18 protein-coding genes and 1 tRNA gene are annotated in these 17920 nt (G+C 68.6%); 8 read left to right on the top strand and 11 right to left on the bottom strand.

All coding sequences use genetic code 11. The annotated features are described in order from the left end of the window. Nucleotides 1-32 precede the first annotated feature (32 nt). Together U9J23_RS14925 and U9J23_RS14920 are read left to right on the top strand one after the other, a co-directional pair. A complete protein-coding gene (locus U9J23_RS14925) occupies nucleotides 33-845 on the top strand; it encodes a serine hydrolase domain-containing protein (protein ID WP_272267293.1) in 813 nt (270 codons plus the stop codon). A 123-nt stretch (nucleotides 846-968) separates the two neighbouring features. After that, the gene (locus tag U9J23_RS14920) at nucleotides 969-1475 is read left to right on the top strand and encodes a DUF3145 domain-containing protein (RefSeq protein WP_059380865.1); all 507 of its coding nucleotides are present in this window, start codon (nucleotides 969-971) and stop codon (nucleotides 1473-1475) included. 112 nt (nucleotides 1476-1587) lie between these two features. Here U9J23_RS14920 and U9J23_RS14915 read toward each other — a convergent pair whose 3' ends face one another. The 6 genes from U9J23_RS14915 to aceE all read right to left on the bottom strand — a co-directional run bounded on the left by U9J23_RS14915 (nucleotide 1588) and on the right by aceE (nucleotide 10040). Beyond that, nucleotides 1588-3021 (bottom strand): acyl-CoA carboxylase subunit beta, encoded by a 1434-nt coding sequence (locus U9J23_RS14915; RefSeq protein ID WP_016691371.1) that lies wholly within the window; start codon nucleotides 3019-3021, stop codon nucleotides 1588-1590. 91 nt (nucleotides 3022-3112) lie between these two features. Further along, on the bottom strand, nucleotides 3113-4369 hold the full coding sequence (locus tag U9J23_RS14910) for a KasA/KasB family beta-ketoacyl-ACP synthase (protein WP_167388361.1): 1257 nt from the start codon (nucleotides 4367-4369) through the stop codon (nucleotides 3113-3115). Then, a complete protein-coding gene (gene acpM / locus U9J23_RS14905) occupies nucleotides 4366-4644 on the bottom strand; it encodes a meromycolate extension acyl carrier protein AcpM (protein WP_016691373.1) in 279 nt (92 codons plus the stop codon). Before acpM ends, U9J23_RS14910 begins: the two co-directional genes overlap by 4 nt. Before the next feature lie 120 nt (nucleotides 4645-4764). Next, nucleotides 4765-5682: an ACP S-malonyltransferase gene (locus tag U9J23_RS14900; RefSeq protein ID WP_085468541.1), complete on the bottom strand. Its 918-nt coding sequence runs from the start codon at nucleotides 5680-5682 to the stop codon at nucleotides 4765-4767. 128 nt (nucleotides 5683-5810) lie between these two features. Further along, nucleotides 5811-7124, bottom strand: a complete 1314-nt coding sequence (locus U9J23_RS14895; protein ID WP_230823462.1) for a PucR family transcriptional regulator — start codon at nucleotides 7122-7124, stop codon at nucleotides 5811-5813. A 66-nt stretch (nucleotides 7125-7190) separates the two neighbouring features. Further along, entirely contained in the window at nucleotides 7191-10040 is a 2850-nt protein-coding gene (gene aceE / locus U9J23_RS14890) for a pyruvate dehydrogenase (acetyl-transferring), homodimeric type (protein ID WP_059380868.1), read from the bottom strand. Nucleotides 10041-10366: 326 nt separating this feature from the next. Between aceE and U9J23_RS14885 the strand changes: the two genes are divergently transcribed. The 3 genes from U9J23_RS14885 (at nucleotide 10367) to U9J23_RS14875 (ending at nucleotide 11389) form a co-directional block, all read left to right on the top strand. Then, nucleotides 10367-10789, top strand: a complete 423-nt coding sequence (locus U9J23_RS14885; protein WP_006554437.1) for a DUF3052 domain-containing protein — start codon at nucleotides 10367-10369, stop codon at nucleotides 10787-10789. Between the two features lie 31 nt (nucleotides 10790-10820). Then, nucleotides 10821-11285, top strand: coding sequence for a peroxiredoxin (locus tag U9J23_RS14880; RefSeq protein ID WP_059380869.1), 465 nt, complete (start codon nucleotides 10821-10823; stop codon nucleotides 11283-11285). Nucleotides 11286-11317: 32 nt separating this feature from the next. Then, nucleotides 11318-11389, top strand: a tRNA-Val gene (locus U9J23_RS14875). Between the two features lie 61 nt (nucleotides 11390-11450). On the opposite strand, the gene U9J23_RS14870 is transcribed toward U9J23_RS14875, so the two are convergent. Genes U9J23_RS14870 through U9J23_RS14850 form a run of 5 tightly spaced genes read right to left on the bottom strand, consistent with a single transcriptional unit; the run spans nucleotide 11451 to nucleotide 14636 of the window. After that, the gene (locus tag U9J23_RS14870) at nucleotides 11451-12179 is read right to left on the bottom strand and encodes a CBS domain-containing protein (RefSeq protein ID WP_059380870.1); all 729 of its coding nucleotides are present in this window, start codon (nucleotides 12177-12179) and stop codon (nucleotides 11451-11453) included. A 35-nt stretch (nucleotides 12180-12214) separates the two neighbouring features. After that, nucleotides 12215-12616, bottom strand: a complete 402-nt coding sequence (locus tag U9J23_RS14865; RefSeq protein ID WP_080968132.1) for a DUF5655 domain-containing protein — start codon at nucleotides 12614-12616, stop codon at nucleotides 12215-12217. Further along, the gene (locus tag U9J23_RS14860; protein WP_059380871.1) at nucleotides 12613-13449 is read right to left on the bottom strand and encodes an SURF1 family cytochrome oxidase biogenesis protein; all 837 of its coding nucleotides are present in this window, start codon (nucleotides 13447-13449) and stop codon (nucleotides 12613-12615) included. Before U9J23_RS14860 ends, U9J23_RS14865 begins: the two co-directional genes overlap by 4 nt. A 28-nt stretch (nucleotides 13450-13477) precedes the next feature. Further along, nucleotides 13478-13948: a low molecular weight protein-tyrosine-phosphatase gene (locus U9J23_RS14855; RefSeq protein ID WP_085468412.1), complete on the bottom strand. Its 471-nt coding sequence runs from the start codon at nucleotides 13946-13948 to the stop codon at nucleotides 13478-13480. Then, nucleotides 13938-14636 carry an HAD hydrolase-like protein gene (locus U9J23_RS14850; protein ID WP_085468411.1) on the bottom strand — a complete coding sequence of 233 codons (699 nt, stop codon included), beginning with the start codon at nucleotides 14634-14636 and terminating at the stop codon, nucleotides 13938-13940. The genes U9J23_RS14855 and U9J23_RS14850 overlap by 11 nt, the downstream gene beginning before the upstream one ends. A 75-nt stretch (nucleotides 14637-14711) precedes the next feature. Between U9J23_RS14850 and U9J23_RS14845 the strand changes: the two genes are divergently transcribed. The 3 genes from U9J23_RS14845 (at nucleotide 14712) to U9J23_RS14835 (ending at nucleotide 17829) form a co-directional block, all read left to right on the top strand. Next, nucleotides 14712-15860: a Nif3-like dinuclear metal center hexameric protein gene (locus U9J23_RS14845; RefSeq protein WP_085468410.1), complete on the top strand. Its 1149-nt coding sequence runs from the start codon at nucleotides 14712-14714 to the stop codon at nucleotides 15858-15860. A gap of 74 nt (nucleotides 15861-15934) precedes the next feature. Next, nucleotides 15935-16672 carry a zinc ribbon domain-containing protein gene (locus U9J23_RS14840; RefSeq protein ID WP_059380875.1) on the top strand — a complete coding sequence of 246 codons (738 nt, stop codon included), beginning with the start codon at nucleotides 15935-15937 and terminating at the stop codon, nucleotides 16670-16672. Next, nucleotides 16669-17829 carry a bifunctional RNase H/acid phosphatase gene (locus U9J23_RS14835; RefSeq protein WP_059380876.1) on the top strand — a complete coding sequence of 387 codons (1161 nt, stop codon included), beginning with the start codon at nucleotides 16669-16671 and terminating at the stop codon, nucleotides 17827-17829. The genes U9J23_RS14840 and U9J23_RS14835 overlap by 4 nt, the downstream gene beginning before the upstream one ends. Nucleotides 17830-17920: the final 91 nt, after the last annotated feature.

The following is a 17920-nucleotide window of genomic DNA, read 5'->3' as shown; positions in this document are numbered from 1 at the left end:
CGCCGCGCCGGGCCGTCTCGTAGGCTGATCGCGTGCACAGCCTCGATCTGCTCAGCGACTGGCCTGTCGACCGTTCCGCCGCCGCGGTGGTGACCCGCGACGGCGGAACGGTCGCGTCCAGGGGAGACCTCGACGGGATCTTCCCGCTCGCGTCCGTGACGAAGCCGCTCGTGGCGTACGCCGCGCTGATCGCCGTCGAGGAGGGCGCGATCGAGCTCGACCAGCCCGCGGGTCCCGAAGGGTCGACGGTGCGGCATCTGCTCGCCCACGCCTCGGGTCTGGCGTTCGGTGAGCGCACCGTGCAGACCGAACCCGAACGGAAGCGGATCTACTCGAGTGCGGGCTTCGAGGTGCTCGCCGAACTCGTCGAGGCGGAAACCGGTATCGAGTTCCCGGAATACCTCCGCCAGGCGGTCTTCGAACCGCTCGGTATGCAGTCCTCGTCCCTGTCGGGCTCGGCCGGCCACGGAGCGCAGTCCTCGGTCGCCGATCTCGCGTTGTTCGCGCGCGAGCTCCTCGAGCCCGTGCTGATCTCGCACGAAACCCTCGCCGAGGCGACCAGCGTGCAGTTCCCGGGTCTGAACGGGCTCGTCCCCGGCTACGGGATGTTCAAGCCCAACGACTGGGGTCTCGGATTCGAGATCCGCGGGGAAAAGAATCCGCATTGGACCGCGACCGGTAATTCACCGCGTACTTTCGGTCATTTCGGTCAATCGGGCACATTCATTTGGGTAGATCCCGAAATTTCCGTCGTCACTGTGGTACTTACTGATCGTGCGTTCGGAGACTGGGCGAAACCGCTCTGGCCTGCCCTCGGGGACGCGATCATCACCGAATTCACATAAACCTCTCTGGTTCGCTGGCGAAACACACGCCACACGGGCACACTTGTACGCAGCCTGCATGGAGAAGCCTTGATCGACGAAGGTCGTTGGGGAAGACGTCCTGGTCGAATCGGAGGTGAATGTATGCGCGCATCCAACCAATTCGCGGATGCCACGGCGGGGGTGATCTATGTCCATTCCTCACCGGCGGCCGTGTGCCCGCACATCGAGTGGGCACTGGCCGACATCCTCGACTGCCGGCCCGATCTCTCGTGGACGGGCCAGCCCGCCGCACCGGGGCTGCTGCGCACCTGCGTCGACTGGGTCGGGCCCGTGGGCACGGCCGCGCGACTGGCCGACGTGCTGCGCTCGTGGCCGATGCTCCGCTTCGAGATCACCGAGAACCCGAGCGAGGGCGTCGACGGCGAACGCTTCAGCTACGTCCCCCGACTGGGCCTGTGGCGCGGGGCAACCAGCGCCAACGGCGACATCGTCGTCGGAGAGATGCGTCTGCGCGCCATGCTGTCCTCTGCCGATGTCACGAGCGAACTGCACCGCGCCCTCGGAACGGCTTGGGACGAAGAGCTCGAGCCGTACCGCAGCGGCGACGAAGGCGCGCAGGTGACGTGGCTCCGCCGGGACGTCGGCTGACCGCGGTCCGCCGCCCCGGTGACGCGACCGGAACGCACCCCACATCTTCCTGATACGAGAACACCGGCACCGCTCCGAGGAGCGATGCCGGTGTTCTCGTGCTGTGTCCGGATCAGAGCGGAATGTTCTTGTGCCCGCCGCGAACTGCGGGTGCGGCGGCGAGCGCGGCGGCCAGCGTGCTGCGGGTGGTGGCGGGATCGATCATCTCGTCGACCACACCGATCGCCATCGCGCGCCCGACGCCACCGGCGATCGCCTCGTGTTCGGCCGCGAGACGGTCGTGCAGCGCCTCACGCTCCTCCTCGGGAGCCGCGGCGAGGGCCTTCTTGTGGAGGATGCCCACAGCGGCCTTCGCGCCCATCACGGCCACCTCGGACTCCGGCCATGCGTAGACGGCGGTGGCCCCGAGCGCCCGGGAGTTCATCGCGATGTACGCGCCGCCGTAGATCTTGCGCGTCACGAGCGTGACACGGGGAACCTTCGCCTCGGCGAACGCGTGGAGCAGCTTGGCGCCGCGTCGGACGACACCCTCCCACTCCTGGCTCACACCGGGAAGGTAACCGGGGACGTCGACGATGACGACGAGCGGAACACCGAAGGCGTTGCACATCCGCACGAAACGCGCTGCCTTCTCGGCGCTCTCGGAGTTGAGGCAGCCGCCGAGACGGAGCGGGTTGTTGGCGATGACACCGACGGTACGGCCGCCGAGACGGCCGAAGCCGGTGACGATGCTGCGGGCCCAACCGGCCTGCAGTTCCTCGAAGGCGGACTCGCCGTCGACGTTGTCGAGCAACTGGTGGACGATCGGCCGCACGTCGTATGCGCGTCGCGGCGAGGCGGGCATCAGCGCCCGCAGGTCGGTGTCGCCGAGCGCCGCAGCGGCGACGTCGAATTCGCCCTGCTCGGCCAGCATCGACACCAGGCGGCGGGCCCGGTGCAACGCGTCGGCCTCGTCGTGCGCGGCGATGTGCGCGACACCGGACTTCTTGGTGTGCGTCTCGGGGCCGCCGAGCGACTCCATGTCGACCTGCTCACCGGTGACGCTGCGGACCACGTCCGGTCCGGTGACGAAGACGCGGCCCTCGGGAGCCATGATGACGATGTCGGTCAGGGCCGGACCGTAGGCGGCACCGCCGGCTGCGAAGCCGAGAACGACGGAGATCTGGGGGATCAGACCGGACGCGCGAACCATGGCCTCGAAGACCAGGCCGACGGCGTGGAGGGCCTCGACGCCCTCGGCCAGACGCGCACCACCGGAGTGGAAGATGCCGACCACGGGGATCTCGTGGTCGATGGCGTGGTCGATGGCGGAGACGATGTGCTTGCATCCCTCGACGCCCATGGCCCCGCCCATGACGGTGGCATCGGAGCAGTATGCGACGGTGCGGATGCCGTCGACGTCGCCGACGGCGGCGAGGACGCCCGACTTGTCGCGGGTGTGCAGCAGTTCCAGGCTGCCCGGGTCGAACAGTTTCTCGAGACGGGCCAACGGATCTCTCGGGTCCACCGTCGTCTCACGCGGGGTGGCTGGATCCAGGATGGTCATCGGGTACTCCTCGGGCAGACGCGGTGGTGGTGGGCTGCGGTGGAGGCTCCGGGCGGAGCCTCCACCGCATGGGGCGGACTGGCGTCGACGGTCAGGCGCGACCGAATGCGAGCGCCACGTTGTGCCCACCGAAACCGAACGAGTTGTTCAGCGCGAAATCGATCCGTCCGGAACGTGGTTCGCCCTTCACCACGTCGAGATCGATCTCTGGATCCTGGTTCTCGAGATTCAGCGTGGGCGGGATGACCTCGTCACGCAGAGACAGGACCGTGAGTACTGCTTCGAGTGCACCCACCGCACCGATCGAATGACCGAGCGCGGACTTGGGGGCGTAGATCGCGGCGTGGTTGCCCACGGCCGCGTTGATGGCCTTGGCTTCGGCCACGTCGCCGATCGGGGTGGCCGTCGCGTGCGCGTTGACGTGCCCGATGTCGGCCTTGGTGAGCCCGGCGGTCTCGATCGCCCGCCGCATGGCCCGTGCCGCTCCCGTGCCTTCCGGATCGGGGGCGACGATGTGGTAACCGTCGGAGGTGATGCCGGCGCCGAGGATGCGACCGTGGATGGTCGCCCCGCGTGCCTTGGCATGCTCCTCGCTCTCGAGGACCATCAGTGCGCCGGCCTCGCCGAAGACGAAACCGTCGCGGTCCTTGTCGAACGGACGCGATGCGCCCTTCGGGTCGTCGTTGCGGGTGCTCAGCGCCCGCATCATCGCGAAGCCCGCCGTGGCGACCGCGTCCAGCTGACCCTCGACACCACCGGTGACGACGATGTCGGCGTCGCCGAAGGCGATCATCCGGTACGCGTTGGCGATCGCCTCGGATCCGGACGAGCACGCCGAGACCGGGGTGATGACCCCGGCACGGGCACCGAGTTCGAGCCCGACGGTGGCCGACGGCCCGTTCGGCATGATCATCTGCACCGCGAAGGGCGAGACCTTGCGGTAGCCGCCGTCACGGAGCTTGTCGACGGCGTCGATGAGCGACTCTCCGCCACCGAGGCCCGTACCGATGACCACACCGAGACGGTCCTGGTCGACCTCGGGGCTGCCGGCGTTCTGCCAGACGGTGCGTCCGAGGGTGAGCGCGAGGCGCTCGACGAAGCTCATGCGACGGAGTTCGACGCGGGACAGTCCCTCGTCGGGGCTGACCTTCAGGGTTCCGCCGATGCGCACCGGGAGGTCGAACTCGTCGACGAATCCGCCGTCGATGGTGCCGATCCCGCTCTCACCGGCCAGCAGTGCTTTCCAGGTGGCGTCCACATCGCCGGCGATCGACGTCGTAGCCGCGAGGCTGGTGACGACGACGTTGCGGAGTGCCCGAGGAGAAGGGGAGGTCACAGCAGAACTCATTCGTTGTCGTTCGTGGCCTGAACGCCTGCGGCCTCGAGCTTCTGGATGTAGTTCACGGCGTCGCCGACGGTGCGCAGACCGGCGAGATCCTCGTCGGGGATCTTCACGCCGTACTTGTCCTCGGTCTGGACGGCGATCTCGACCATGGACAGCGAGTCGATGTCGAGGTCGTCGACGAAGGACTTCTCGACGGTCACCTCGGAGGGCTCGATGCCGGTGACCTCTTCGATGATCTCCGCGAGACCGGCGATGATTTCTTCCTGGGTGGCGGCCACGATGTGGCTCCCTTCTCGATCTGTCGACTATGTCGTTCGAAACCGGCCGGATGTTTCCGGTCGGGGGTCCGGGGAGTTCCCGGTGAGGTGCCCGTGCTGTGCGACGGCGCGCGCAGCAACCTAACCGAGTTGAAGACTTTCGGCCAGAGCGGAGATCTCCGCGGGGGTCTTGAGGGCGACGGTGGGCGTGCCGCGCATCTCGCGCTTGGCGATGCCCACCAGCGTGCCGGCGGGGGGAAGCTCGACGATCCGGCTCACCTGCGCTTCACGCAGGGAAGCGGTGCACAGATCCCACCGGACGGGCCGGGTGACCTGGGCTGCGAGACGTTCGAGGGCGTCGGCTCCGGAGGTGACGGGCTTGCCGTCGTAGTTCGACAGCAGCGTGTGCGTCGGATCCGAAGGTGTGATCTTCGCCGCGGCGGCAGCCACGGCGTCCTGGGCGGGTGCCATGAATCGGGTGTGGAAGGCACCGGCGACCGGCAGGGCGCGGACTCGGGCCTTCTCGGGCGGGTTCGCAGCGAGCTCCTCGAGCGCACTCAGGCGCCCGGCTGCGACGATCTGACCGGCCGCATTCATGTTCGCGGGGGTCAGATCCAACTCGGCGAGGCGCGCGAGCACCTCGTCCTCGGCACCGCCGAGCACGGCGGACATTCCGGTGGGTTCGAGCGCGCAGGCGCGGGCCATCTCGGCTCCGCGGACGGCGGCGAGGGCGACGGCGTCGTCGGCGCCGATGACACCCGCGATGGCGGCCGCGGCGAGTTCGCCGACGGAGTGGCCGGCGACGATCGTGTCGGCGGGCACGAGGCCGCGACGGTCGAGATCCTCGAAGGCGAGCAGGGCGGAGGCCACCACGAGCGGCTGGGTCACCGCGGTGTCGGTGATCTCCTCGGCGGTGGCAGTGGTGCCGAGACGCGCGAGATCGAGTCCCGCCGTCTGCGACCACTGGTCGATGCGGTCGCGCGCTCCGGACTGCTCGAGCCACGGGGCGAGCATTCCGGGTGTTTGAGACCCCTGTCCGGGGGCAAGCAGCGAAATCACGATCACCAGAGAACACCGCGAGCGGGTACCTGCGAGATGTCGGTAGCGATGAAAGGTTGCCCTCCGATTTGTAGGGTTCCCACAAATCTGCACGTCGGTGCTCGCTATCGGACGAAAGGCCGGAGACGTTACGTGTCCGATTCGCGAATTGTGAATCGAGTGGCAGGTGGTGCAGGCGATCTCAATTCGTTATGGCTTCGTGCCAGGCGACCGACCGTGGCAGCGATTCGGAGCACGTACGCGTCGCGGGGATTTGTGGGATCCCGACCCGTTACTTCTGTGATCCGCTTCAATCGATACCGCACGGTATTTGGATGAACAAACAGCTTCCGGGCACAAGTCTCGACAGCGCCCCCACTGTCGAGGTATGCGTCCAGCGTGTCCGCGAGGGACGGCCCGGCAGCCGCCAGCGGGGCGACGACGAAGTCCTCGAGCGCGGCGATCGCGCCGGGATCACCGAGCAGCGCGCGCTCGGGCAGCAACTCCGCGGCATGCACCGGCCGGGGAGCTCCCGGCCACCCCACGACCGCCTCCATGCCGGCGAGCGCTTCGACGGCGGAGACGTGTGCGGTCGCCAGCGTCGGTGTCGTCGGACCGATCACGACGGGATCGTCGGAGAATGCGCGCATCAGCTCGGTGCGGAAGTTCACCGCGTCGACCGTGCCGTGAAGTTCGCCGCTGACCACCATGACCAGGCGTTCGCCCTGCACCACCGCGAGGGCTGCGCGGCCGTGCTCCTGGGCGACGGTGTGCACTGTGGTGATCACCGAGACACCCTGGTCGGGCGGGGGAGTACCGACGATCACCGTCGCCGGTGCGGTCGCGTCCCAGTTGAGTGTCGCGGCCCGCGACTGCATGTCGGGCCCGGTGTCCCCGCGCACCACGGCGTCGACGACGAGCGCCTCGAGTCGCGTGTCCCAGGCGCCCCGCGACTCGGCCGCACCCGCGTACACCGCCGCGGCGGCGAAACCGAGCTCCCGCCCGTACCGCAGGATCGCCTCGGTGAGCGCCACGAGCTGTTCCTCGTTGCGGGCGAGGGCCGGCAGCCACTGCTCGAAGAACTCCATCGCCGCACGGACCATGTCCACCGTCTGACGAAGAGTCAGACGCCGGGCGAGGTCCTGCGGGATCATCTGGAAGGCGTCGAGGCTGAACCGCAGGTCGCTGTCGGGATTGCGCACCCACTCGAGGAAGTCGACCACCGACGTCTGGATGACCAGCTGCACGGTAGACCGCTGCGACGCGTCGAGATCGGCGAAGAAGGGCAACTGCTCCTGCATGACGTGCACCGCTTCGGTGGACAGTCGCCCCGAGAACTGTTTGACCCGACGGAGCAGCGCGTCGGGCAGCGGTGCCCGCTCGGGGCGGGACGGCGGTACCGGGCGTTCCCTGTGAACGCCCGGTACCTGCCCGGTCCGGCGGGGTTGCGGCTCGTCGACCATGGGACGAAAGTACCCGGCGGCCGCGAGCCGACCGGTCACGCCACTCGGACGTGACCGGTGGAGAGATCAGGCGACGCCCGGATCCGCCATCGAGACCGGGGCGGCCGTCACGTCGTCGATCTTGTAGGTGCGGGCCGCCTCGACGGCCTTCTCGCGATCGATCGCACCTTCGCGACCCAGCGCCGAGAGCACCGCAACCACCGTGGACTCGGCGTCGATGTTGAACACGCGGCGAGCGGCGCCACGGGTATCGGAGAAGCCGAATCCGTCGGCGCCGAGCACCGTGTAGTCGCCCGGGACCCACTTGCGGATCTGGTCGGGCACCGCGCGCATCCAGTCGGACACCGCGACGAACGGCCCCGCAGCGTCGTTGAGCACCGACGCCACGTACGGCACCGGAGCTTCCTCACCGGGGTTCAGCAGCGCCTGGCGGTCGCACTCGACGCCGTCGCGACGCAGCTCGCCCCACGAGGTGACGGACCAGACGTCCGCGGACACGCCCCACTCGTCGGCGAGGATCTCCTGTGCACGCAGCGCCTCGGGCATCATCACGCCCGAGACCAGGATCTGCGCCTTCGGACCCGACTCCTGGCCCCGCTTGTACAGGTAGATGCCCTTGAGCAGGCCCTCGATGTCGAGGTCCTCCGGCTCGGCCGGCTGCGAGTACGGCTCGTTGTAGATGGTGATGTAGTAGAAGACGTCCTCGCCACCGAAGCCGTCGACACCCTCCGTACCGCCGTACATCCGCCGCAGACCGTCGCGGAAGATGTGGGCGATCTCGTAGGAGAACGCCGGGTCGTAGGTGACCGCAGCCGGGTTGGTCGACGCGAGCAGCAGCGAATGCCCGTCGGCATGCTGCAGGCCCTCACCGGTCAGCGTGGTGCGACCGGCGGTCGCGCCGAGGACGAACCCGCGTGCCATCTGGTCGGCCGCTGCCCACAGGCCGTCGCCCGTGCGCTGGAAACCGAACATCGAGTAGAAGATGTACACGGGGATCATCGGCTCGCCGTGCGTCGCGTAGGACGTACCGACCGCCGTGAACGACGCCGTCGAACCGGCCTCGTTGATGCCCTCGTGCAGGATCTGCCCGACCTCGCTCTCCTTGTAGGCGAGCATCAGATCGGCGTCCACCGAGGTGTACAGCTGACCGTTGCGGTTGTAGATCTTCAGCGACGGGAACCACGAGTCCATACCGAAGGTGCGGGCCTCGTCCGGAATGATCGGCACGATGCGCTTACCGATCTCCTTGTCGCGCAACAGTTCCTTGAGCACACGGACCGTCGCCATGGTGGTGGCGACCTCCTGCTTGCCCGAACCCTTGCGGACCACGTCGTAGGTCTTCTCCGCAGGCAGCGCCAACGGCTTCGCGGTGGTACGGCGCTCCGGAAGGAAACCACCGAGGGCCCGGCGACGCTCGAGCATGTACTGGATCTCGGGCGACTCGAAACCGGGGTGGTAGTACGGCGGCATCTTCGGATCCTTCTCGAGCTCTTCGTCCGAGATCGGGATCCGCTGGATGTCGCGGAAGTACTTCAGGTCCTCGAGGGTGAGCTTCTTCATCTGGTGGGTCGCGTTGCGGCCCTCGAAGTGCTTACCGAGCGTGTAGCCCTTGATGGTGTGCGCGAGGATCACCGTCGGCTGACCCTTGTGCTCCATCGCGGCCTTGTACGCCGCGTAGATCTTGCGGTAGTCGTGGCCACCGCGCTTGAGGTTCCAGATTTCCTGATCGGACAGATCCTTGACCAGTTCCTTCGTCCGCGGGTCGCGGCCGAAGAAGTGCTCGCGCACGAACGCGCCGTCGTTGGCCTTGTACGTCTGGTAGTCGCCGTCGGGCGTGACGTTCATGAGGTTGACCAGCGCGCCGTCCTTGTCGGCGTGCAGCAGGGCGTCCCACTCGCGGCCCCACACGACCTTGATGACGTTCCAGCCGGCGCCGCGGAAGAACGACTCCAGCTCCTGGATGATCTTGCCGTTGCCGCGCACCGGGCCGTCGAGACGCTGCAGGTTGCAGTTGACGACGAAGGTCAGGTTGTCGAGACCCTCGGTGGCCGCGACGTGCGCCAGGCCGCGCGACTCCGGCTCGTCCATCTCGCCGTCGCCGAGGAAGGCCCAGACGTGCTGATCGGAGGTGTCCTTGATGCCGCGGTCGTGCAGGTAGTGGTTGAACCGTGCCTGGTAGATCGCGTTCATCGGGCCCAGGCCCATCGACACCGTCGGGAACTCCCAGAAGTTCGGGAGCAGGCGCGGGTGCGGGTACGACGGCAGTCCACCGCCGAGCGAGGCGTGGCTGTGTTCCTGCCGGAAACCGTCGAGCTGCTCGGTGCCGATGCGGCCCTCGAGGAACGCGCGGGCGTAGATACCGGGGGAGGCGTGACCCTGGATGAAGACCTGGTCGCCGCCGCCGGGGTGGTCCTTGCCGCGGAAGAAGTGGTTGAAGCCGACCTCGTACAGGGCGGCAGAGGACGCGTAGGTGGAGATGTGACCACCGACGCCGACACCCGGGCGCTGCGCGCGGGTGACCATGATCGCCGCGTTCCACCGGATGTACGCGCGGTAGCGACGCTCGACCTCCTCGTCACCGGGGAACCACGGTTCGCTCTCGGTCGGGATGGTGTTGACGTAGTCGGTGGAGGTCAGGGCGGGAAGGGAGACCTTGCGCTCATTGGCACGCTCGAGCATGCGCAGCAGCAGGTAGCGCGCGCGGGTGGGGCCCGCGGCCTCGAGCATCCCGTCGAACGACTCGAGCCACTCTTCGGTCTCCGCCGGATCGATGTCCGGCAGGTAGGAGGCCACGCCCTCGCGGATCACCCGGACACGGTTGTCCTTGGTCGATGCCGGCTTGGCCGAGGAATCCGGTCCCGACGCGCCCGGTGCGGCGCCTTGTCGGGAGTCGGATCCGTGGATCAGGTCTGTCAACGTCTGCTCCTCATCGTGGTGGGCGCGTAGGTGGAGCGCCCTCTCCGTCGGCCGGCTCTTGTGGGAGCCGACGCAATCGACATCTGAACATGATGCACCCCTCATCTTCCCCCATCCGGGACGGAGGATCACGTCGTGGCCCGGCCGACAGGACGGATCGGACACGGTGCGGGGTGGTGCAATGGGTCTCTCTCCAAAGATTCTCCCGCTTTTCCCAGCGATTCGGGTTGCGTTGAGGCTCGCAACGATGTTCGCTTTGACCAATTGATCGTCACGCCGGTACGCGGATCCGATTTCGCGCACCACAACCCCTAGGAGGAGCCACCGTGGTCGCCGCGGCGGATGCCAAGAACTATGTCTCCAAGCTCGGTATCACTCACGACCACGTGGTGCAGGAACTCGGTTGGGACGAGGACACCGACGACGAGTTGAGAGCTGCGATCGAAGAGGTCACCGGTACGGAGCTGCTCGACGAGGACTCCGACGAGGTCGTCGACGTCGTGCTGCTGTGGTGGCGCGACAGCGACGGCGACCTGGTGGACGCCCTCATGGACGCGATCGGCCCCCTCGCCGACGAAGGCGTCGTGTGGGTGCTCACCCCCAAGACCGGGCGCCCCGATCATGTCGAGCCCAGCGAGATCGCCGAGTCGGCCGCCACGGCCGGCCTCACCCAGACCACGGCCACCAACCTCGGTGACTGGATCGGCAGCCGCCTCGTCCAGCCCAAGGCCGGCCGTCCCCGCCGCTGACCCGGCTCCCAGAACGTAAGGATCCTCACGTATGCCGATCGCTGTGGGCACCGAAGCCCCCGATTTCACTCTCAAGGACCAGAACAACCAGGAAGTGACGCTGTCGAGCTTCCGGGGCAGCAAGAACGTGCTCCTGGTCTTCTACCCGCTCGCCTTCACCGGCGTCTGCCAGGGCGAGCTGTGCGCCGTGCGCGACGACCTGCCCACCTTCGAGAACGACGACACCGCGATCCTCGCGGTCTCGGTCGGCCCGTCGCCGAGCCACAAGATCTGGGCGGCCGAACAGGGCTACACCTTCCCGCTGCTGTCCGACTTCTGGCCGCACGGCGAGGTCGCACAGGCCTACGGTGTGTTCAACGAGAAGTTCGGTTTCGCCAACCGCGGCACGTTCGTCATCGACAAGGACGGCATCGTGCAGTTCGCGGAGGAGAACCAGCCCGGAGAGCCCCGTGACCAGGGAGCTTGGGCCAGAGCGCTCGCCGCGCTAAAGTCCTGATGCGAAGTCGGCGGCCTCGGCCGCCGTCTTTCGGGCGTGTAGCTCAGTGGTAGAGCTCTGGTTTTACACACCAGCGGTCGGGGGTTCGAAACCCTCCGCGCCCACAATCCCATGTGCGATTCCGGTGGATCGAGCCCCGCTCAGCGGGGTCGGATCCACACAGATCTAGTTTCCGGCGTTCACCGCCGCGACGAGCGCCGGCAGGTCGTCGGCCACGACGATCATGAGCGGACGTTCCTTCGCGCTGCCACTGTGCGTGACGATCAACGCCGTCGGCGGCAATTGCCCGCCCGCGGGCGGGGACAACTTCTTGATCGCCTGCGGCACCGTGATGGTGCGGGGAAGGTGCGCGGCCCGCTCGTGCGGTTCGGCGAACTCCAGGGCCGCTCCGACGGTCTCGCCCTCGACGATCTCGTCCGTCGCGAGACGATGCGCCAGCCAACGGGCGATGCAGTTCGTCGTCAGCAGTCCGAGATAGGTGTCGTCCTCGTAGATCGGGAACTGCGAGTAGTCGTGGCGTCGGATCTCGTCGAGCACCTGATCCAGCGGTGTGCCCGTCTCGAACACGGCGGGTGCCCGCCTCGGCAGGACCTGCAGCACCTTCGGCGGATCGATGATCCGGTCGCGCAGTCTCTCGATCGCCTCGACGACCTCCGGGACCGGATCGGCAACCGGTTTGCCCCCGTAGTAGTCCTGGTGCACGAGCGCGTTGCGCAGGTCCGCGAAGGCCCGGAGCGCGGGCAGATCCACCTGCGTGCGGTGGCGCCGGGCGTATTCCTTGGCCATCCGGACGAAGCTCATGTGCTCCTCGTCCGCCTGCAGCTGCCACTTGAAATGGTTCTCGATGGCCGTGAAGGCCGACAGGAACCGGATCGCGCCGCTGACCTCGTCCATCTCGTCTCCTTCGTGCGGAAGGGAGCCGTGGGGCGTCAGTCGCGCCGTTCCGCCGCGGTGCGGTAGGCGACGCCCAGCAACTCCACGAAGTGGTCGTCGAGTTCGTCGACCGACGAGACGCTCAGGCGGTGCGTCGTCACCGTTCCCTTCTTCGGGAACGCTTCACGCAGCGTCGCGTGGTGGATGCGCCGCGGCAGATCCAGGGCCACCTCGAGACGCGAGGCGTAGACGAACGCCGCTGCGAACGGACGGCCCCGCGACCAGGAGATCTCCGATGCGTGGACGTGCTCGGTGACGTCGTCGCCGAGACCGAGGATCATCGCGCGCACGTGCCGGAACACGTCGACGGCGGCCGGATCCTTGTCGGCCAGGTAGTCGTCGACGGTCGCGTACATCGGGAGCTCCTCGAATCGGGGCAGGGTGGTCGGCTCGGTCACCGCGGCCGGCCGTATCGGTCGGCGAGCTTCTCGCTCGCGGTGCGCGGTGCCGCTTCTGCCGGGGCCCCGGCTGCGTCACCACCGTCTTGCGGATTCTTGGCCTTCCTGCGCTCCCGCAGTTCGGCCCACACGAAGTAGCCCAGACCCAGCGGGGCCATGATCCCGAACGCCAGCCACTGCAGGCCGTAGGACAGATACGGGCCCGAATCGAGCTGGGGGAGCGGGATGACGCCGAGACCACCGGGCTGGTCGGCGTCGAGCTGCAGGTAGACGTCCTCGAGGTCGAGACCCGTGACGGACGCGACCTGCGGGGCGTCGATGAAGTACACCTGCTGGTAACCGGCGTCGACGAAGGGGACCTTGTCCTCGACCGTTCCCTCGGACATCCGGATGCGGGCGTCGAGGGTGACGGTGCCGGACGGCGCGGCCGGGATCTCGGGGATCTCGGTGCCGCGGACCGGCCGCACGTACCCGCGGTTGACCAGGATCGTGCCACCGGAATCGAGGACGAACGGGGTCAGCACCTCGTAGGCCGGCCGCGACTCGACGTTCCGCAACCGCACGAGGACATCCGACTCGGGCAGATAGGAGCCCTGCGCGAGCACACGGCGCCATTCGTCCTCGATGGTCGGACCGTCGCCGCCGAGCAGTTCGCCGACGGGAACCGGATCCTGTGCCATCGACGCAGCGATGCGGCCGTTGCGGTCCTCGGTGCTCGTGTTCTTACCGAGCTGCCACGGTGCGAGGACCGTGAAACACGCGTAGGCGAAGCCGACGACCACCAGTGCCAGGACCAACCAGCCGGGGCGTAGGAGAAATGTCAATCGGCGCACAGATCCACGGTAGCCGGTGAGGTGCGTCTCACTGCTGTCGCACCCGCTCGAGCAGGCCCGGAACGGCGGCTTCGATCTGCGCGCGGACCTGCTCGAACTCGTCGAGGGAACCGTAGTACGGATCGGGCACCGAATCGTCGTCGGCGTCGGGATCGAACGATCGCAGCAGCACACGACGATCGGACGGGACACCGAGCTGCGCCAGCGCCCGCTCGTGAGTGGTGGTCATGGCGACGACGAGGTCGGCCGACAGGTGCTCTGCGCCGAGCTTCGCGGCGCGGTGACCGGTGGGATAGCCGTGCCGCTCCAGCACGGCGTCGGTGCGCGGATCCGCCTCGGACCCGACGTGCCAGCCGTGCGTGCCCGCGCTGCTCACCCGGACCCGGTCGTCGAGTCCCTCCCGACGCAGGTGCTCGGCGAAGATCTTCTCGGCCATCGGAGACCGGCAGATGTTGCCGGTGCACACGAAGGTCACGTGGAAACGGTCGTCAGCGTCCACCCGTGAGCACCTCCCGCAGTTCCTCCACCGAAGCGGTCGTCCGCGCCGCCGCCCGACCCTCGGTCTCCGTCCCGTAACCCCACTCGACGAACACCGTGGGGATGCCGAACCGGGCGGCGCCGTGGATGTCGTGCTCGCGGTCGCCCACCATCACCACCCCGGTCGTGCCGCCGGCCTCGGTCTCCTGAGGGTCGATCCCGAGAGCGGTGAGGCTGTGCGCGACGACCTCCCACTTGTGGCGACGGGCGCCGTCGTCGCTCGCACCCCCGATGAACTCGAAGTATCCGGTCAGACCGAAGTGGTCGAGGATCTTCTCGGCGAACGTCTGGGACTTCGACGTCGCGACCGCCAGGCGGCTACCGGCCCCGCGCACGGCCTCGAGTACGGCTTCGATGCCGTCGAAGACCGCGTTCTCGGCCCATCCGGTGGCGGAGTAGTAGTCGCGGTAGGCGGCGAGTCCCGCAGCGATCTGCTCCTCGTCGAGGCCGAGATTCTGCAGGGTGTCGCGCATGGGCGGTCCGAGGAGCCACTCCAGGTCGCCGTCGGGCGCCTCGAAACCGGTCGTCTCGGCGGCGTGGAGGAACCCGTTGATCACCCCGGTCGCGGAATCGGTGAGGGTGCCGTCGAGATCGAACAGGACGACGGGAGCGGGGAGTACGAGCGGCTGGGTGGCAGCGAGAACGGTCACCGGGCCATTCTCCCCGTTCGTCCGGTCTTCCGCCGCGTAGGGTCGTGCGCGTAGGAGAGAGCGGATCAGCTGGAGGTGGACGTGACGGCGGCGACGCTGCGTGAGGTGATCGACGTTCTGGAGACGGCCTACCCGCCGTCGCTGGCGGAGGGCTGGGACTCGGTGGGACTCGTCGCCGGCGACCCCGACGAGCCGGTGCGCAAGGTGCTGCTCGCCGTCGACGCGACCGCGGCCGTCGTCGACGAGGCGCTCGAATGGGGTGCGCAACTGCTGCTCGTGCACCACCCGTTGCTGCTGCGCGGAGTCGACACCGTGGGCGCGCACACTCCCAAGGGCGCGCTGATCCACCGCCTCATCCGCGGCGGCTGCGCCCTGTTCACCGCGCACACCAACGCCGACCGCGCGAACCCCGGCGTCTCGGACGCGCTGGCCGGGGCGCTGGGCCTGACCGGGCTGCGACCGCTCGAGGCCAAACCCGAACCCGCGACCGACAAGTGGGTCGTCATGGTGCCGTCCGACGCCGTCGACGCGGTGCGCGCGGGACTGTTCGCGGCGGGCGCGGGCGCCCTCGGCAACTACCGCGAATGCTGCTGGTCCACCTCGGGAACCGGCCAGTTCCGCCCGGTCGACGGAGCTGACCCGGCCATCGGCTCGGTCGGCGACCTCGAACGCGTCCCCGAGGACCGGATCGAGGTCATCGCCCCGCGCCGATCCCGTGCGGCGGTGCTCGCCGCGCTGCGCGATGCACACCCCTACGAGGAACCGGCCTTCGACATCATCGAGCTCGCCGACCTGCCGAGCGATCGCGGCCTGGGCCGGGTGGGGGAGCTGCCACAGACCCGCACGCTGCGCGAATTCACCGCCGACGTCGCCGCCGCGCTGCCGGCCACCGAATGGGGCGTGCGCGGTGCGGGCGACCCCGACCGGCCGGTGCGCACGGTGGCGGTGTGCGGCGGATCCGGCGATTCCTTCCTCGGGCTCGCCACCGCGCAGGGGGTCGACGTCTACGTCACCGCCGACCTGCGGCACCATCCCGCCGACGAGCATCTGCGCGCCGGAGGTCCCGCGCTGGTGGACGTTGCGCACTGGGCGAGCGAGTACCCGTGGTGCGCGCAGGCCCGCGACGTCCTCGATGCGGCGTTCGCCGACCGGGACGGCTGGCAGGCGCGGGTCAGTGAGTTGCGTACCGATCCCTGGACGACCGCGGCGGGCGCGGTACGGTAATCAGCTACGACACGTCCCGCGTGGCCGCCGGATCCCGGCCCACCGACACACCACCGAAAGCAGGAACCACCCGAGTGAACGTCGAACCCACCGTGCAGGCCAAGCTGCTGTCCCTCGCCGCCGTGGACGCAGAGCTGAACCGCCTCGCGCATCGCCGTCGGACACTGCCCGAACAGCAGGAGGTGGACCGCCTGCAGACCGAGCGCAACGCGCGCAAGGACGCCGCGGTGGCCGTCGAGATCATCCTCGACGACCTCGACCGGGACATCCGGAAGCTCGAGGGCGAGATCGAGGCCGTGCGCATGCGTGCCGACCGCGACCGGTCGATGCTCCAGAGCGGTTCGGTGGGATCGAAGCAGCTCACCGAACTGCAGCACGAGCTCACCAGCCTCGAGCGTCGCCAGGCGGCACTCGAGGACGACCTGCTCGAGGTCATGGAGCGGCGCGAGGCGTCGAAGGCCGACCACGACCACGCCGGTGCGCAGGTCTCGCAGGTCGATGACCAGATCGGGGACGCCGTCCGCGCTCGCGACGAGGCGATCGCCGACATCGAGGTGGCCGAGCAGCGGTGCCACAGCGACCGCGAGGCACTGCTCGCCGTCTTCCCTGCGGAACTGGTGACGCTCTACGAGAAGCAGCGTGAGAAGTCCGGCATCGGCGCAGCCCTGCTGCAGGCCCGCCGCTGCGGCGCGTGCCGTATCGAGCTCGACCGCGGTGTGATCGCCCGGATCGCCGCCGCACCCGCCGATCTGCTCGTCCGGTGCCCGGAGTGCGACGCGATCCTGGTCCGCACCAAGGAATCCGGGCTGTGACGACGGTCGTCGTCGAAGCGGACGGTGGTTCTCGCGGGAATCCCGGACCGGCCGGTTACGGTGCCGTGGTCTTCGATGCCGACCATCGGACCGTACTCGCCGAGCGTCAGGCGAGCATCGGGCGCGCGACGAACAACGTCGCCGAGTACAAGGGCCTGATCGCCGGTCTCACGGCCGCTGCCGAACTCGGCGCCGACGAGGTGCACGTCCGCATGGATTCCAAGCTCGTCGTCGAGCAGATGAGCGGCCGGTGGCAGGTCAAGCATGCCGACATGATCCCGCTGGCCGCGCAGGCGCGTGAGCTGGCCGGCAGGTTCCGCAGCGTCGACTACACGTGGATCCCGCGTGCCGAGAACGCCTACGCCGATCGGTTGGCCAACGCCGCGATGGACGCGGCCGCCGAAGCACTGCTGGACGTCGCGTCCGACACTGTGACGCGTCCCGTGGCGCCGTCGAGTGCGGGGACCGAGAACGTCACCACCCCGCCGGCCGTGCCTGTGCCCGATCCGGCAGTGCCGGCTTCACCCGGCTGGACCGGTGCGGTCGGGTCACCGACCCGTCTGTTGCTGCTGCGTCACGGGCAGACCTCGCTGTCGGTCGAGCGTCGCTACTCGGGACGGGGCAACCCGGAGCTGACCGAACTCGGTCGCGACCAGGCGGTCGCCGCGGCCCGGCGACTCGGTGCCCGCGGCGGGATCACCGCCGTGCTGTCGTCACCGCTGGGGCGAGCGCGGGAGACGGCCGCTGCGGCCGCCGACGCCCTCGATCTCCCGGTAACGGTGCACGACGGGCTGATCGAGACGGATTTCGGCGACTGGGAGGGCCTCACCTTCGCCGAGGCCGCGCGCCGCGATCCCGAACTGCACCGCCGCTGGCTCGGCGACACCTCCGTGCGACCCCCGAACGGCGAGAGCTTCGACGAGGTCGCCAAGCGGATCGCCTCGGTGCGCGACGACCTGCTGACCGACTACGCCGGCTCGACCGTGCTGGTCGTCTCGCACGTCACGCCCATCAAGACGTTCCTGCAGATGGCGCTCGAGTCGGGCCCGTCGCTGCTGTACCGCCTGCACCTGGATCTCGCGTCGCTCAGCATCGCCGAGTTCTACGCGGACGGCGGTTCGTCGGTGCGGCTCGTCAACGACACCTCGCACCTGTGAACCCGTAGCGGTCGCGAAACGAAAAGTGGCCGCGCAGACATGTCGGGGGGTTGCCTGCGCGGCCACTCATCAGGTCTATCTGTCGGCCGAC

This window comes from Rhodococcus sp. PD04 (genome assembly GCF_035918275.1).
Taxonomy (GTDB): Bacteria; Actinomycetota; Actinomycetes; order Mycobacteriales; family Mycobacteriaceae; genus Rhodococcus; species Rhodococcus rhodochrous.
The sequence above is the reverse complement of the archived record's forward strand: the minus strand, read 5'-3'. Positions and strand labels throughout refer to the sequence as shown.